2 protein-coding genes and 2 pseudogenes are annotated in these 18,382 nt (G+C 42.7%); all 4 read right to left on the bottom strand.

The genetic code is table 11. The annotated features are described in order from the left end of the window. Window position 1 precedes the first annotated feature (1 nt). The 4 genes and pseudogenes from V7K76_RS13415 to V7K76_RS13400 all read right to left on the bottom strand — a co-directional run bounded on the left by V7K76_RS13415 (window position 2) and on the right by V7K76_RS13400 (window position 18,312). The gene (locus V7K76_RS13415) at window positions 2-5,503 is read right to left on the bottom strand and encodes an amino acid adenylation domain-containing protein (RefSeq protein WP_334776166.1); all 5,502 of its coding nucleotides are present in this window, start codon (window positions 5,501-5,503) and stop codon (window positions 2-4) included. 328 nt (window positions 5,504-5,831) lie between these two features. Further along, window positions 5,832-8,501, bottom strand: a pseudogene (locus V7K76_RS13410) (type I polyketide synthase); the annotation flags it as partial. Between the two features lie 14 nt (window positions 8,502-8,515). Beyond that, window positions 8,516-15,052, bottom strand: a pseudogene (locus tag V7K76_RS13405) (amino acid adenylation domain-containing protein); the annotation flags it as partial. Beyond that, the gene (locus V7K76_RS13400) at window positions 15,049-18,312 is read right to left on the bottom strand and encodes a non-ribosomal peptide synthetase (RefSeq protein ID WP_334952055.1); all 3,264 of its coding nucleotides are present in this window, start codon (window positions 18,310-18,312) and stop codon (window positions 15,049-15,051) included. The pseudogene V7K76_RS13405 and the gene V7K76_RS13400, both read right to left, overlap by 4 nt. Window positions 18,313-18,382: the final 70 nt, after the last annotated feature.

Here is an 18,382-nt window from a genome sequence, read left to right as displayed (position 1 = left end):
TTTATTTAACTTTCTTACTAATTGCTAAAAATTGTTTTATTCGAGATTTACCATCTTTTAACTGTTCACTTCTAGTATCAGTCTGAGAATTTGTGTTTGTTTGATTCAGAAACTCTGCCAATGAACTGATAGTTGGATATTTAAACATTTCAAGCATTGATAAATTTCTTGGGGATATTTGACGCAACTGGTTATGAACCTGAACTATCAGCAATGAATGTCCACCAAGTTCAAAGAAGTTATCGTGAATACCTACTTTCTCTAGCTTGAGTGCCTTCTGCCAAACAGCAGCGATCGCTTTTTCCAAATCAGTTTGTGGTTTGATGTAAGTCGCTTCCAACTGTGGGCGAAGATTATCCGGTACTGGCAATGCTTGACGATCCACTTTGCCATTAGGTGTCAATGGCAGAGCCTTCATGGGCACAAAGGCAGTAGGCACCATATAATCAGGCAAATTCTCTTTTAAGAAGCTCCGTAATTCACTGAGTGTAGGAATTAACTCATGTTCACACACTAGATAAGCTACTAGCCATTTGTCTCCAGATACATCCTCCCTGACGACGACTACGGCTTCTCGAATGGTGGGATGTTGAGTTAGTCGTGCTTCAATTTCTGGGAGTTCGATGCGGAAGCCACGAATTTTAACTTGGTGGTCGATACGACCAATGTACTCTATCTCTCCATTGGGCAGATAGCGGGCTAAATCTCCTGTTTTGTACAGACGTGCTGCTAATTTGTTGCTAAAGGGGTTGGAGATGAATTTTTCAGCAGTGAGTTCGGGCTGGTTTAAATAACCTCGTGCTAATCCATCTCCACCTATGTACAGTTCCCCTGGTACACCAATGGGAACTGGTTGTCTGCTTGTATCTAGTATATATATCTGTGTATTAGCGATCGCCCGACCAATCAAAACAGACTCTGGCAAAGGTGCTTGCGGACTGAGGCTGTAGCAACTCACGTCCCCAGAAACCTCCGACGAACCGTAAAGGTTTAACAAGGTGCTATCCGGTAAACTCCGCCGAAATTGCTCAAGTAAGTCAATTGAGAGGGCTTCGCCACTGCTAATCCACAACTTCAGTTGGGGTAGCTGCAACTGTAAAATACTAGATGTATTCAACAGTATACGCAATAAGGAGGGAACAAGTACTAACCGTGTCACATTGTTGTGATCCAGAGTAGTTATGAACTGTTCTGGGTCTTTGATAACTTCATCGGGCACAATGACTGTGGTGACTCCTTGAAGTAAAGACCCAAAGATTTCCCAGACTGAATCCACAAAGTTTAACGATGTTTTCTGGCAACAAACTTCTCCTTTTACAAAAGGATAATTCTGCCACATCCAGTGAAAGCGATTGACAGCACCGCGATGTAGACCAAAAACTCCCTTAGGTTGACCTGTAGAACCAGAAGTGTAGATCACGTAAGCTAAGTTCTCGACTTCTGAAATGTTAACAGGGTGATCTTGGCTTTGCTGGGCAATGATATTCCAGTCGGTGTCTAGGCAAACCACCTGTGCTTGATGTTCAGGAAGTTTCGCCACCAGTTGCTGCTGGGTTAGTAGTACTGGTACTTGAGAATCTGACAACATGAAAGCCAAACGTGATGGCGGATATGCTGGATCTAGCGGTACATATGCACCACCTGCTTTGAGGATGCCTAAAAGTCCGATGATCATGTGGAGCGATGCCTCCGGCAACGTCTTCGACGAACGCTCTACACAAATTCCCACCAGTACCTCTGGTTTTACTCCGAGCGATCGCAAATAGTGCGCCAGTTGATTAGCTCGCTGGTTCAGTTCCCCGTAGGTTAACTGTTGGTCTTCAAAAACCACGGCAATGGCATCAGGCGTGCGTTCTACTTGAGCCTCAAATAACTGATGGATGCACTGTTGTTGAGGATACTCAACAGAGGTATCATTCCAATCTACCAGCAGAGTGTGCTGCTCAAGTTCTGTTAACAGTGGTAACTCCGAAAGCTGGTGTTCTGGATTAGCAACAATGCCAGAGAGCAAGACCTGCCAACATCCCATCCAGCGCTGAATTGTTTGGGAGTCGAATAGATCGGTGTTGTATTCACAATCCACTAAAAGTTCATTATCTCTCTGATGAATATCCAAGAAAATATCGGAGATAGCGGAACTGGTGGAATTTCTTACAAAGTCAACTTCTTTGCTCAAAAACTCTGACTTAGAAAGAGACGTGTCTATATTAAATATTGTCGTCACTAGAGGTGCTCGACTAGGATCTCGTGGTAAATTCAAATTCTTGACCAACGTATTAAAAGGATAAATTTGATGCTCATAAGCATCCGACAATACCCCCTTTAATGAACTCAGATACTTGGAAAATGTAGTATTTATAACAATTTGACTACGTATTGGTAATAGATTGACATAGTGACCAATAAGACATTCTCCATCTACAGATAGTTGTCCTGCTGAAGGGATACCAACCATGATATCGCTCTGACCTGTTAATCGGTGTAGCAACACCAAAAAACTAGCCAAAAGGGTTGTAAACAAGGTACTTTTAAGCTCAACATTCAGTTTTTTTAAAGAACTATACAAAGATGTACTAAGCGTGATGCTATGTCGAGTACCGTTGTATGTATTGACTGATGGTCGAGGACGATCAGTGGGCAACTCCAATATTGGGACTGAATTGGCAAATTGCTCCAACCAATAAGCCTCAGCCTTTGCCATCTCTGGGCTTTCCTGCTGGCGCGCCTCCCATTGAATATACTCACTTAGTTGCATAGGTGGTGGGAGTTGGCAGGTGATACCTTGGCACTCTGCTGTATAAATTGCAGCTAGTTCTTGTTGCAAAACACCAAACGACCAACCATCAGCAATTATGTGATGAATAGTAAGAACCAGAAGATGATGTTGTTCCCCCAGCTTGACAATTTGTGTACGGAGTAATGGACCTTTTTCAAGATCAAAAGTCTGTCGGGCTTCCTGTGCTAAAAACTCCGATAGATGTGCTTCACGCTTACTGTTATCTAAAGTCGATAAATCTATCAAAGGTACGTCTATTATCAGAGTTGAATGTATTTGCTGATAATCTCCCTGGGGGCTAAAAGATGTTCTCAGTGCTTCGTGACGATTGACAACTTCCTGAATAGCCTTATGTGCTGCCTTCAAATTGAACGATTCACGCAGATGGATAATACTTGATTGATTATAAGCGCGGGAAACCTCATCTCCCATCTGAGCCAAAAACCAAAGTTGCTTTTGTGCTTCTATTAAAGGGACATTACGTATGCTTGATATATTTTTATTATTGCATGTGCTTGAAGTAGTAGGAGACGGTTCATTACGTAAGTTTGACAATAAGTCAGTCTGTGTATTTGATAACTCATTAACTTGATGGCTGCTCGACCTGTCATCGTTAATTAAGATAGAATTAGTTGGTAAAAACCCTCCTTCTTGCATTTGCAGTATGCTTTCCTTAACCGCTCTAATCACCTGCTCAATATCTTCATGGGTATGCTCTGTAGAGAGAAAACATGAGCGCCCTTCCCAGATATAAATTCCCTTTTCTAGCAAGTGATAGAACAGCAAATTCATCCATTTGATATTGGGTGGGTAAGCAAAACGAAACAGAGAACCAAAATGAACCACCTGAATTGGTAACTGTTTCTGCTGAAAATAAATATTTAGACTATCTGCTAATTCTTGGGTTTTCCGAGCTAACTCTTCCTGAAGTTTTGTCCCGCTATTTTTGAGATGCTTGAGTATAGCCCAGACAACAGCAAGTCCGAGGGGATTCTTGAAAAAAGTACCGGCAAACCTAGTCGTTTCTACCTGAGGATAAGACGCATCTTCATAATTCCAAAAACCTCCGTCTAATACATCCATAAAGGCAGCTTTGCCAGCTATTACCCCCATCGGGAGACCAGAACCAATCGCTTTACCGTATGTTGTAATATCTGCTTGAATATCCCACAAAGCCTGGATGCCCCCAGGATGCATCCGAAAGCCAGTAATTACTTCATCAAAGATTAATACAATTCCTGTTTGCTGGGTTAATTTCCTAAGTTCACGTAAAAATTCTTGAGGTTGGAAATCTGGGCGCTGACTCTGCACCGGTTCTACTAAAACAGCAGCTAACTCATGGGCTTTAGCTTTCAAAATTTCAAGAGATTTCGGACTTCCATAATTAAGTACTATTACTTGTTCGGCCATATGCTGTGGAATTCCTGTAGCGCTTGGCAAAGAACCCAGCGTTTCGTCTTTGGAGTCTCCGAAAGGTACTCCTGCGACTAAAACCTCATCCAAGTTTCCATGATACGACCCAGCAAAAATAGCGATTTTAGAGCGTTTCGTACTGGCACGCGCTATGCGGATTGCTCCCATTACCGCTTCTGTACCATCGTTACAAAAGGCTACCCTTTCTTGACCTGTTAGTTCACAAAATAACTCAGCGACTTTAGCTGTCAAATATGATTGCGGACCATTCTGCATTCCCTGCTGAATATGCTGATGAATAGCCTCTATAACAAAAGAAGGCGAGTGACCAAACAGAAGTGGACCAAATCCCATTGATAAATCGATGTATTCATTGTCATCAACATCCCAAATTCTGGCACCAGATCCTCGTTGGATATGAAGTGGATACAACATCTCCTTAATAGAAAGGCGAAACCCTGTTATTGTTCTAGGATTAGCCAAGAAAGGGCGTGCTGCTTGCGTGAGTCTTTTTGATTCTTGGGTGCGTTTGACCACTCGTTCAATCAGTGCGTCTATGTATTTTTGCTGCTGAGGATTTAAGCCTTTACTTTCTCCTTTCTCAATTCTTTGAGACTCAACAACTGTTTTATTCTCAATTTTCAGGTTTAGCTGCTGTTGAGCAAACTCCACCTGATTCTCTTGAGACTGAGACGCTTCAGTAAATACCTCTATAACTTGTGTACTTTCAGGCACTGATGTAGATTGTTCCATATGAGATGGAGTTAACATCTTCTTCTTTGTCGAAGAGCCTTTGTGCAGTAAGTCTAGCTGTTTAGACATAACCTGCAACTGCTGTGTAATCAGTCTTTGAATGGCAGTATTAGTAGTTTGCTCAGAAATATTTTCCCCCAACAATACTTTACCCTGATCAGATGTTGAACCCGAATTTAATTTGGTGTCATTGTTTGTACTTAATTCACTTGTTATTAACTTAGCAATTCGAGATTTATCATCTTCAAAAGAATGTGCTAATTTTGTCTCTTCTGGTGGTAATTGGTTAGCTATATGGATACCTAATGTCTCAATTGTTGAAAACTCTTCCAGCAATAGACGAAAATTAACTTTAACACCAAGCTCTTGTTGAACAGCACGGCTAATTTGAATTAATGCAAGAGATTCCAAACCTAGTTCTAAAAAATTAGTAGAAATATTTATTTCATCTGAAATTAAGCCCAAGCTTTTGAAAATTTTCTTGAGAATCAACACAATTTTATTAAATTGTGAATTTGCTATTAAAGAGTTGTTTGTAGTATTTTTTTCTATTTGATTCATGATGAATTTATTAATTAGGTAGCAACTTATGTCTCTGATTACTTTTTATTTATGGATAGGAATGACTTTTTAATTATTCCCTTAGCAACAAATCTAACTGTTGAGACATAATCTCAATCTGCTGATTTATTATTTGTTCAATTTCAGCCTCAGATATATTTGGCTCTTGATTGTACAATCTGTTATCAGTAATATTATTTAGCGATTTAACTACTGAAGAGGTATTTAAGTCTATTTTTTCAAAATTTGAATAATGTTTGTCTTGTTGATCAATTAGTATGTTATGAGCTTTCTTGTTCAATAAGAGTTGATGTTCCATAGTCGGAGCAGACTCAATCCAATATCTTTGCCGCTCAAAGGGATAAGTTGGCAAGGAAAGACGATGACGTCGCTCATGAGCATAAAATCTTAACCAGTTCACTTGCAAACCATTGAGCCAAAGTTGTCCTAATGTGTTTAGTAGGAAAGCTAGGTCTGATTGTTGATCTTTCGGATGGCGTAACGAAGATAGCACAACTTGTTGAGTGTCCGGCTCGATATGCTGTCTAGCGAAGGTACTCAACGTCCGCCCAGGACCAACTTCTAGTAGAATTTGCTTTGGTTGCAGCAGCTTGGAAATGCCTTCTCCAAAGCGTACCTTTTGCCGTAGATGTTGTGCCCAATAGCTTGGATTAGTTGCTTCCTGTTCAGTAATCCAAGTGCCTGTGACATTAGACACAAAGGGAATTTCAGGAGCCTTCAGATTGATTTTTTCGACTTGTACTCTGAACGGCTCGATAATTGGCTCCATCATCCACGAATGAAAGGCATGAGAAGTATGCAGACGACGACAGTCCACACCTTGGTCAGTAAGATGATTTTGCAAATCATCAATAGCCTTAATAGAACCAGCAACGACACTCAGGGATGGTGCATTACTTCCCGCTAGAGAAAGTTCATCGTTTAAGAGGTGTTCGATCTCTTCCTCCATGAGCGGTACTGCCAGCATAGCACCAGTGGGAAGTTGTTGCATTAGTCGCCCACGAGTAGCTACCAATGCCAATGCATCTTCTAGGGAAAACACACCAGCGACACAAGCAGCTACATATTCCCCAATACTATGACCAATCATTGCCTCAGGTTGCACGCCCCATGCCATCCATAACTGAGCTAGGGCATACTCAATCACAAACAGTGCTGGTTGAGTAATAGCGGTTTGTAGTAACTGCTGTGTTGCTTGTTGAGCCTGTTGTTCATTTGGATAGAGTACTGTACGCAAATCCAGCCCAATACGAGGTTTTAGTAGCTCACAACACTGATCAACTTGCTCTTTGAAGATGGGTTCACTCTGGTAGAGTTCCTTGCCCATATTTACGTACTGCGCCCCTTGTCCAGAAAACATAAACACCACAGGGCGATTGCATGGTTCTTGATGGTGGGTGAATACTCGTTGTGGATCTTGGCTACTCAGTACCTTCACAGCATCATCGAAATCTTGACACACTACCATGCGGCGATGGTTAAAAGCTCGGCGACCTACCTGTAGAGTGTAAGCAACATCAGCCAAGTTCAAAGAAGTATGCTGCTGGAGATGAGCAGCTATATTGGTTGTTACAGTTTCTATGGCTGTACTAGTCTTAGCCGAAAACAGCAACAACTGCCAGGGGCGTGAAGAACCTGATGGCTCGACAACTGGGGCTTCTTCCATAATCACATGGGCATTTGTTCCCCCTATCCCAAAGGAACTAACTCCAGCGCGACGTGGAATACCGTTTATGTTTGCCTTCCAATCAGAAAAAGAGTTATTAACATAAAAAGGACTGTTAACAAAATCAATCTGAGGTGATGGTTCTTGAAAATGCAAGCTGGGTGGTATCTGTTTGTGCTTAAGTGCTAGCGTAGTTTTGATCAATCCAGTCACACCAGCAGCAGCATCCAAATGTCCGATATTAGTTTTGACTGAACCAATTGCACAGAATCCCTTCTTCTGAGTGCTGGAGCGAAAAGCTTGTGTCAGCGCTGCAATTTCAATGGGATCTCCTAGAGGTGTTCCTGTGCCGTGAGCTTCAATATAAGTAATTGTTTCAGGTTCTACTTCTGCTATGATTTGAGCTGTTCTAATCACCTTTGCTTGGGTATCAATACGGGGTGCTGTGTAGCTAACCTTTAATGAACCATCATTATTGATGGCTGAACCTTTGATGACAGCATGAATGCGATCGCCATCAGCAAGAGCCTCCTCTAATCGCTTCAATACCACAATGCCCACACCCTCACCGCTAACAGTTCCTTGTGCTTTAGCATCAAAGGCACGGCAGTGTCCATCAGGAGACGATATTCCCCCTTCTTCGTAAAAATATCCAGCTTTTCTTGGCAATCTTATAGAAACCCCACCAGCCAAAGCGATATCACATTCAACATTCAGCAAGCTTTGGCAAGCCAAGTGGATAGCAACCAATGAAGTTGAGCAGGCTGTTTGAACGGTATAACTAGGTCCCTCTAGGTTGAGTTTGTAAGAAACGCGTGTGGTTAAATAATCTTTGTCACCTCCAATCATTAGTTGGTGATCAGAAACAGATTGTATGGCATTTTGATTTAAATAAACTTTGATTAAGTGGTCACTTAAACTAGCTCCGGCATAAACGCCAATATTACCTTTGTAGGCTTCTGAGTCGTATCCAGCACTTTCAAGGGCTTCCCAAGCACACTCCAAGAAAAGTCGGTGTTGCGGATCGGTAATTTCTGCTTCTCTAGGATTAAAGCCAAAGAATGAAGCGTCAAAAAATTCTACATCTTCTAATATAGATGCTGCTTTTACATAGTTGGAGTCAGTGAGTACAGATGAACTGATTCCTGATAACAATAGTTCTTCGTCAGTAAAAAAGGATACTGATTCTATTCCATTCTGAAGATTATTCCAAAATTCATCAATATTTTTAGCTCCAGGAAAACGTCCTGTCAAGCCTATAATAGCTATTTCTGAACCATTTTTAAGAGTAGATACAACTGGAGAGTTCATAATTCGACCATTCCTTAAATATTTCCAATTTTTTGAATCTTTTGCTGACGTTTTCTTTGGTGGGCTTTGCCAGCTTCAATCTTTTTAGTATCAATATCAGTTGTACGAAAAGAAGGTTTTTTGTTTTTGACTTCATTTAAGTAACTTGCTAAAGAGCTGATGGTCGGATATCTAAACAGATCGAGTACTAATAAATCGCTCTCAAATATTTTTTGTAACTTGCTATGAACTTGAAGCAAGAGCAATGAATGACCACCGAGTTCAAAGAAATTATCATTGATTCCTACGTCCTTGACATGAAGTACTTCTTGCCAAATCTTCGCAATTGTTTGTTCTACCTCGGTTTGGGGTGGCTGGTAAACCGCTTCCAATTCGGGACGTGCTGTATCAGGTGCAGGCAGGACTTTGCGATCAACTTTACCATTAGGTGTAAGCGGTAAAGCTTCTAGCATCACAAAGGCTGCTGGCACCATGTAGTTTGGCAGCTTTGACTCTAAAAAGCGGCGAAGTTCAGTCATCGTCAGTGTTTGCTCTGAGTGAGAAACAACATAGGCAACCAAACGTTGAGAATCTGCTGAATCTTCACGAACGACAACTACAGTTTCTCGCACTGCTGGGTATCGATTGATGAGTGCTTCAATTTCTCCAAGTTCGATGCGAAAACCACGAATTTTAACTTGGTGGTCAATACGTCCTAAATATTCAATATTTCCATTGGGCAGATAGTGGGCTAAATCTCCTGTTTTGTAGAGACGTGCTGCTAATTTGTTGCTAAAGGAGTTAGGGATAAATTTTTCTGCTGTCAGTTCAGGCTGGTTTAAGTAACCGCGTGCTAGGCCATCCCCACCTATATGCAGTTCTCCTGGTACACCAACAGGAACTAGCTGACCCTGTTGATCTAGAATATAGAACTGAGTGTTAGCAATCGGACGACTAATTGGTACAATACTGCTGACAGTTTCTACCAAGCAAGCTGCTGACCAGATGGTGGTTTCCGTAGGACCATACATATTCCATAAAGAATCACACCGATTGAGTAACTGATTCGCTAGGTGTCCTGGTAATGCTTCTCCGCCACAAAGGATTTTCAACTGATGGTTGCCTTCCCAGCCTGCTGCCAAAAGTAGCTGCCATGTAGCTGGTGTCGCTTGTATGACTGTAGCATTCGAGTCAGTTAGTTTTGCTGACAACTGCATTCCGTTTGAAGCAACTTCCCGGCTGAGGACTTCTAAGCGAGCACCCACTGTGATTGGGAGGAAAAGTTCCAAAGCGGCAATATCAAAGGATATGGTGGTGACAGCTAGCAAAGTATCTTGCTCGGTTAGCTTTGGTGTTTGCCGCATAGCCTGCAAGAAGTTGCTCAAAGCGCTGTGGGGAATTTGTACACCCTTGGGTTGACCAGTCGAGCCAGAGGTGTAGATCACATAGGCTAAGTTGCTAGTAGTTACCTCAGTTATGGAATTTTCCTTGTTTTCTTGAGCAATAAGGAGGCAATCAGTATCTAAACAAACGACTTTGCTTTGGTGTTGGGGTATTGCTTTTACTAGCCGCGCTTGAGTTAGCAGCAGTGGCACTTTGGCATCTTCTAGTATAAAGCTTAACCGTTCTTGGGGATAAGTTGGGTCGAGGGGTACATATGCACCACCTGCTTTCAGGATTCCCAACAGTCCAATGACCATATAGAGCGATCGCTCCACACAAATTCCCACCAGTACCTCTGGTTTTACTCCCAGCGATCGCAAATAGTGCGCCAGTTGATTAGCTCGTGTATTTAGTTCCCTGTAAGTCAATTGCTGATCTTCAAAAACCACGGCAATGGCGTCAGGCGATCGCTCTACCTGAGCCTCAAACAACTGATGGATGCATTGGTGTTGGGGATACTCAACCTCGGTATGATTCCACTCTGCCAGCAGCGCCAACTCAACTTCAGTCAACAAAGGCAAATCTTTGAGGTGCTGAATAGGATTGGCAACAATTCCAGAGAGCAATGTTTGCAGATGCCCAGCCATCCGGCTGATAGTATTTGACTCAAATAAATTAGTATTATACTCCAAAGTCCCAACTAATCCCTGTGCTGTTTCTGTCATATACAGAGTCAAATCAAACTTGGCAGTGCGACTCTCACTTTCTAGAAGACTTAAAGTCAAACCAGGCAACTCTAGCGCCGACATTGGTGCATTCTGGAGGACAAACATCACTTGAAACAGTGGTGTGTAGCTTAAATCTCGTTGTGGTTGCAGTTGTTCTACCAACTGCTCAAAGGGTAAATCCTGATGTGCATAGGCTCCTAATGCAACTTCTCGCACACGAGTTAGTAGCTCCCCAAAAGTAGGATTACCTGCCAAGTTAGTTCGCAGCACCAAGGTATTGACAAAAAATCCAATTAACCCTTCTATTTCCTGCCGATTGCGGTTGGCAATCGGGGAACCAACCACAATATCTTCATTGCCCGTGTAGCGCCATAACAGGGTCTGAAAAGCTGCCAGTAGGGTCATAAATAAAGTACTTCCCTGTTGCTGGCTGAATTTATTCAAGGCTTGTGATAACTCAAAAGATAGGTTAAATGAATAACTTGCTCCTTGGAAGGTAACAATAGCAGGACGCGGATGGTCAGTGGGTAACTCCAGTATTGCCGGTGCGCCCTCTAACTGCTTCTTCCAGTAAGATATCTGGGATTGTAGTACTTCTGCTTGTAGCCATTGTCTTTGCCAAGCTGCGAAATCTACATACTGGATTGGTAGTTCAGCTAACGTTGAGGATTGTTGATCGCAGTAGGTTTGATAAAGTGTTGCCACCTCACGCACCAGCACGCCTACTGACCAACCGTCAGAGGCAATGTGGTGCATGGTTAGTAGTAATATATGCTCAAATTCATCAAGACGTAGTAGTTTTACACGCAGCAGCAAGTCACTGTTCAGGTCAAAGGGTTGTTGCGCTTCCAAGTCTACCAGTTGTCTGATTTCGGCTTCTTGTTGATTTGAAGGTAATTCACTGAGATCAAATACTGGTAATAGTAGTGATGTCACTGATGAGACTACTGCTACAGCTTGCCCTTCTATTGTCTGGAAATTAGTTCGCAACGCTTCCTGGCGGCGGAGAATTTCGTTGAAACTTTGTTGTAGTCCTCCTAAGTTCAATTCCCCTTGTAAGCGAACAGCAGCAGGGATGTTGTAGAAGGGACTGTTTGGCTCGAACTGGGCAAGGAACCATAACCGTTGCTGGGCAAATGATAAGGGTAACTGTTGCGTTCGGGAAATCCGTTCAATGGTTGCTGTTTCGAGTCCTAAGCCTGCCTTAGTCGCTTTTTCAATGTCTTTGGCTAGCCCAGCTATTGTTGGTTGTTCAAATAAACGACGTAAAGGTAGCTCTTGCTGAAAAACTTTTCGGACTTGGGAAATCACTTGAGTCGCTAAAAGCGAGTGTCCGCCTAATTCAAAGAAATTATTGTAAATCCCTATTTTTTCAATACCAAGCACCTCTGCCCAGATTCCTGCTAGCATCTGCTCTATTGGTGTGGTAGGAGGGATAAAATCTGATTCAGAGAATAGCTGTGTGAGTTCGGGTGCAGGTAGCGCTTTTCGGTCTACTTTACCATTAGGAGTTAGTGGTAATGCCTCTAGCATCACAAAAGCTGCTGGCAGCATGTAGTTTGGCAGCTTCGACTCCAAGAAATGGCGCAGTTCAGTAATTGTCAGCTTTTCTTTTGAGTAAGGGACGACATAGGCGACTATTCGTTGCGAATCTGCTGAATCTGAGAGAACTAAAACTACAGTTTCTAGCACTACTGGGTGTTGATTGATGAGTGCTTCAATTTCTCCGAGTTCAATACGGAAACCACGAATTTTAACTTGGTGGTCAATTCGACCAATGTACTCTATCTCTCCATTCGGCAGATAGCGGGCTAAATCTCCTGTTTTGTACAGACGTGCAGCTGATTTGTCGCTAAAGGGATTACAGATAAATTTATCTTCCGTCAATTCTGGACGGTTTAAATATCCACTGACTACACCCATTCCGCCAATGTACAACTCTCCAACAACTCCAATAGGTATAAGTTGTAAATGTGTATCCAGCAAATATATTTGCGTATTAGAAATTGGACGCCCAATGGGGATAGTATTGCTCGATTCATAGTTTTGACAATTGTAAACACTACTCCAGATAGTTGTTTCTGTTGGACCGTATTCGTTAAAAAGTGATGCTTGGGATAATAGCTGATAATGACGTTTCACCAATGCAGATGAACAAGATTCTCCAGCAACAATGACGGTACGCAAAGAAATTAATTCAGCAGGTGGTATGTGTGCTAATAAAGCTGTATAAAGGGAAGGAACGCTTAACCAATGAGAGATTTGGTATTGGGTGATCGCATTTGCTAATTGCCATATATCCTTCTGCGAAGCTTCCTTGAGTAATATCAGTGTACTTCCTTGACAAAGTGTCCAGAAAATGACGGCAACTGAACTATCGAAGGCAAAGGAGGGAATTAATAAGAAACTGCGAACAGGTTCGGAATAGTAGGCAATTCGCGCACTGGTGGAATGCACTAAGTTTCTGTGGTTAACTGGTACTCCCTTTGGTTTACCCGTAGAGCCAGAAGTATAAATAATATATGCTAAATTCTCTGGAGTAGCGCGATTGCGAGGCTGATTGCGGCTACATTTTACTATAGTCTCCCAATCTGTATCTAGACATATAACCGTCATTTGTCCCAAGCTGTTAACCAATGACAAATGACTAATGACCAATGACACCTGAGCATCTTCTAGTACAAAGCTTAACCGCTCTTGGGGATAAGTGGGGTCGAGGGGTACATATGCGCCACCTGCTTTCAGGATTCCCAATAATCCGACTATCATATCGAGCGATCGCTCCACACAAATTCCCACCAGTACTTCTGGTTTTACTCCGAGCGATCGCAGGTAGTGCGCCAGTTGATTCGCTCTTGCGTTTAATTCACAGTAGGTCAATTGCTCATCTTCAAACACCACAGCCACTGCATCGGGTGTTCGTTCCACTTGGGCTTCAAACAACTGATGGATACACTGGTCTTTAGGATACTCAGCCTGGGTATCATTCCACTTCACTAGCAGCGCCTTCTCGGCTTCAGTTAACAACGGTAACTCTGAGAGTCGCTGCTGTGGATTGGCAACTATCCCAAAGAGCAACGTTTGCAAATGCCTAGCCATCCGGATGATAGTGCTTGACTCGAATAAATCGGTACTGTACTCTAAACTGCCAACTAATCCCTGTGCTGTTTCTGTCATCAACAGAGTCAAATCAAACTTGGTACTACCACTCTCACTTGCTAGAAGACTTAAACTCAAACCTGGCAACTCTAACGCCGACATTGGTGCATTCTGAAGCGCAAACATCACCTGGAACAGTGGCGTGCGACTTAAGTCTCGCTGTGGTTGCAGTTCCTCTACAAGCTGCTCAAAAGGTAAATCTTGGTGAGCATAGGCTTCTAATGCCACTTCCTGCACGCGAGTTAGTAGCTCCCCAAAAGTGGGATTACCTGCCAAGTTAGTTCGCAGCACCAGGGTATTGACAAAAAAACCAATCAACCCTTCTATCTCGGCACGGTTGCGGTTGGCGATGGGCGAACCAACTACAACATCTTCTTGCCCTGTGTATCGCCATAACAAAGTCTGAAAAGCTGCCAGCAGAGTCATAAACAAGGTAGTTCCTTGCTGCTGGCTCAATTTCTTCAGGGCTTGTAATAGCTCGACAGATAGCTGGAATGAATAGGTAGCACCCCGGAAGGTTTGAACGGCGGGTCGTGGGTGGTCAGTGGATAACTCTAGTATTGCCGGTGCATCCTCTAACTGCTTTTGCCAGTAAGATATCTGGGATTTTAGTACATCTCCTTGTAGCCATTTTCGCTGCCAAGCTGCGAAGTCTGCATATTGGATTGGCAGTTCAGGTAACGGTGAAAGTTGTCCAGTAGAAAAGGCTTCATAAAGTGCTGCCATTTCACGAATGAGTATCCCTTTTGACCAGCCATCAGAGATAATGTGATGCATTGTAAATAGCAGCACGTATTCTACCTCGTCCAGTCGTAGGAGAGTACATCGCAGTAGCGGACCCTCTACTAAGTTGAACGGCACTTGAGCTTCCTTAGTAGCAACACGCACAACCTCTTTCTCCCGATCTGCGTGAGGAAGTTTTTGTAGGTCAACGACTGGCAGCTTTAATGCTAGAGTCGGAGCAATGACTTGAACTGGTTGCCCCTCGACAACAGTAAAGGTAGTGCGTAAGGCTTCGTGGCGACGTATAATTTCATTAAAACTTTGCTCCAGTACAGTTAAATTCAGCGCTCCTGTCAGACGCACGGTAGCTGGTTGATTGTAAAAGGGGTTTCCTGGCTCCAACTGTTCAAGAAACCACAGTCGTTGTTGGGCGAAAGACAGCGGGAAAATGTTAGAATCTCGACTTTGAGATGTGATTTTTGTTCGAGAGGTGTTTTCTTTTTTCTGCCTGAGTCGTTGCAGAAGAAGCTCACGTTTCTCAATAGAAAGATTAGCAATATCTTTAACTAAATCACTCATTTTCTGCTCTCCTCCCAATTGATTGACTGTTGTTCGCCAGCAAGTATTGCTTGAACTTCCTCTTGCGAAAGTTGCTCTAGTTCTGCAAACGTCTGAGCCAGTAGTTCACTATCTGTCGCTTGAGCTAGCCGTTGTGCAATAGTCACAGCTAAGTCAGCTATGGTAGGTTTCTCAAAAAGGTCACGCAGGGCTAAGTCCACCTCGAAGGCGTCGCGCAAACGAGACACAACTTGAGTGGCTAGCAAGGAGTGTCCACCTAAATCGAAGAAATTGTCGTGAACACCGACGCGCTCAAGCCGCAACACTTCAGACCAGACTTCTGCCAGCTGTTTTTCAACAGGCGTTCGAGGTGCTACAAAAATATCTTCTATATCCGGTCTAGCTGTGTCCGGTGAAGGCAGTGCAAGGCGATCTACTTTGCCGTTGGGGGTTACAGGCAAGTTCTTTAACATAATAAAGGCAGATGGCACCATATACTCAGGTAGCTTGCTTCTCAGGAAAAGACGCAGTTCGCTAGTGCTAGAGCCTTGATTTTGTCTCGGAACAACATAGGCGACCAAGCGTTTGTCACCGAGTTTATCTTCCCGAACTATGACTACAACTTCTCGCACCTGGGGATGTTGTCTCAGTGCCAACTCAATCTCTTCTGGCTCAATACGGAAGCCTCGAACCTTGACCTGGTTGTCAATCCGTCCAAGAAACTCCAAATTCCCGTCGCTCAAGTAGCGAACCCTGTCTCCCGTCTTGTACAGCTTTGCTTTTGGTGTGTCACTAAAGGGGTTCGGTATGAACTTAGCAGCGCTTAGTTCAGGACGGTTTAAATAACCTCGCGCTAGTCCTGCACCACTAATGTATAACTCTCCTGATACGCCCAGAGGAACTGGTTGCAGCTGCCGATCCAGCACATAAACCTGTGTATTGGCTAAGGGTCGTCCTATGGGGACAGTTTCAGAGTAATGATTTGTTTGCTGTTTTTCTAGCAAATAGGTTAGCACACCGACGGTGGTTTCTGTTGGACCATAGTGGTTGAAAATTTCACAAGCTGGCAAGTACTGCTGAAGCTGTTCAATTAAGTGCCAACTAGCAATCTCACCACCAAGAATCAGACGCTTGCGGGGTAGGATTTTCTCTGAATGAGAAGATGTCAGAAGGATTGCTAAGTGGGAGGGGACAATTTTGAGACAATCAATAGGATAAAGGTCAAAGTAAGCTGCTAAGGCTGCTGGATCGGAAGCTCGTTCTTGGGACACCACATGGAGACAACCGCCATTACACAAAGCTGGAAAAATTGCTGTGTTGCCTAAGTCTGCCGCAAACGAGGAAACTATTGCAAAGCTGGTACTAGGCGGCAGATCGAGTTTGTCTAAAATCGCATTGAGATAATTAAGAAGTTGCCGATGTTCGATGGCAACTCCTTTCGATTTGCCTGTAGAGCCTGAAGTGTATAGTATGTAGACTAGATTCTCAACTGTCGTCTCACTATTGGGATTTCCATCCTTGTGCTGAGCGATCGCATCCCAGTCCTGATCCAAGCAGATGACCTGTGTTACATTGATCGGTAGATTAGCGACTAGCTGCTGTTGAGTCAATAGCACGGATACTTGAGCATCCTGCAACCGGAAAGCAAGACCCTCATTTGGTAATGCAGGATCTAGTGGTAGATAAGCTCCACCTGCTTTGAGAATCCCCAGTAGTCCAATAATCATTTCGAGCGATCGCTCTACACACAGTCCAACTACAACTTCCGGCTTGACTCCCAGTGTTTGCAAGTAATGAGCTAGTTGATTAGCTTTACGGTTGAGTTCTGCATAGGTGAGTTGTTGGTCTTCATATACAACGGCAATGTTGTTAGGTGTTTTTTCTACCTGTGCTTCAAATAGCTGGTGAATACACTTATCTTGTGGGTAATCAACCTGAGTTTTGTTAAACTCAACCAGTAATTTTTGGCGATCGCTGTAGCTGAGTATTTCTAATTTACTAATTTGCTCATCTGGATTTGCCGTTGCACTAGTTAATAAAGTTTGAAACTGTGTGGATAATCTTTGAATCGTATCTAATGAAAAATAATTGACATCGTAGTAGAATTCTGCATTCAAAGTATTATTGTATTGAGTACAGGTGAGTTTAACTTTGAATGGCTCAATACAACTATAATATTTATCAAGTGTAAATGATACACCAGCGCCAAAGCATTTTTCAGGTAACTTTTCAAACTCGAAACCAATAGGAAAAGCTAGATGATTGCCATTTTCTACGGGTTCAGGAACGAAATAATCTTGCCACTCTCCAGCTTCATTTAGAGTTTTTTGTGCAAGTTCCAAGACTTCTCGGAAGCTCAAGTCTGGAAGCAAATGACTTTTAATTGGTATCCAGGTGGCAAGTAGTCCCAGTATCTCATGGAGTTCTTCGTATTCTCTGCGATCGCACCCCATGCCAATGATTATCTCTGGCTGTCCTGTGAGTCGCCAAATCAGCGTTTGCCAACAGGCTAATAATACGACATTAGCAGATGTTTCATACTTGTGGGCTAAAGTTTCAATCTTCGCTGTTAATTCCGGAGTGATCGCTAACTGGAAACAGTTTATCTCAAATCTTGATTTTTTTAAGGGCTTTTTCTCAAAAGGCAACTTTAAATCAGCGAGTCTAGATAGTTTTTGCTTGTGCCAATATTCCTTAGCAACCTCTGCATCATCATGTGCGATTAGTTGATTTTGCCATTCTGAGAATTGCAGAAATTGTGCAACTGCTTCAAATACTGTTTTCCCTTGCAAGCAATCAGAGTATGAATTGCTGATTTCGGCTACCAGATTTTTAAGTGTCCAGTTATCGGCACACAAGGAAGGTAGACTAATTAGCAAAATATGCTTATTTGCTGACAGTCTTAGTAGGGAGGAATGCAATAGTAAACCTTGCTCAAATTCAAAATCTTGATGTCTCTCTTCTTGGGAAATTGCTGCGATTTTGGCTTCTTGTTCTTTAGGTTCCCAATCACTCAGATTGATGTCGCGCCACGAGAGAATATTGCTATTTACTACAACCATAATTGGAAACTTTACACCGGGCAGGTGAATAAAGCTTGTCCGCAGAATTTCATGTCGATTAATTACTTGCTGTAAAGCTGCTTTTAAAACCTCTGGATTTATATTACCTTCAAGGATCAGGGCGCATTTAGTAAGGTAAGTAGAACCATTTTTTTGCAATAACCAAAGGCGTTTTTGTTGCAGAGAAAGCCGAAAACCTTCAGTAATTTTATTTTGCATATATTTATCGTAATTCATTACTAATCTGTTAATTACACATTACTGAATAAGTAAAATTAAGACTTCTTAA

The organism is Nostoc sp. (assembly GCF_036917975.1).
GTDB lineage: Bacteria > Cyanobacteriota > Cyanobacteriia > Cyanobacteriales > Nostocaceae > Nostoc.
Note: the sequence above shows the minus strand (reverse complement) of the source record. Positions and strands in the feature narration are given on the sequence as shown.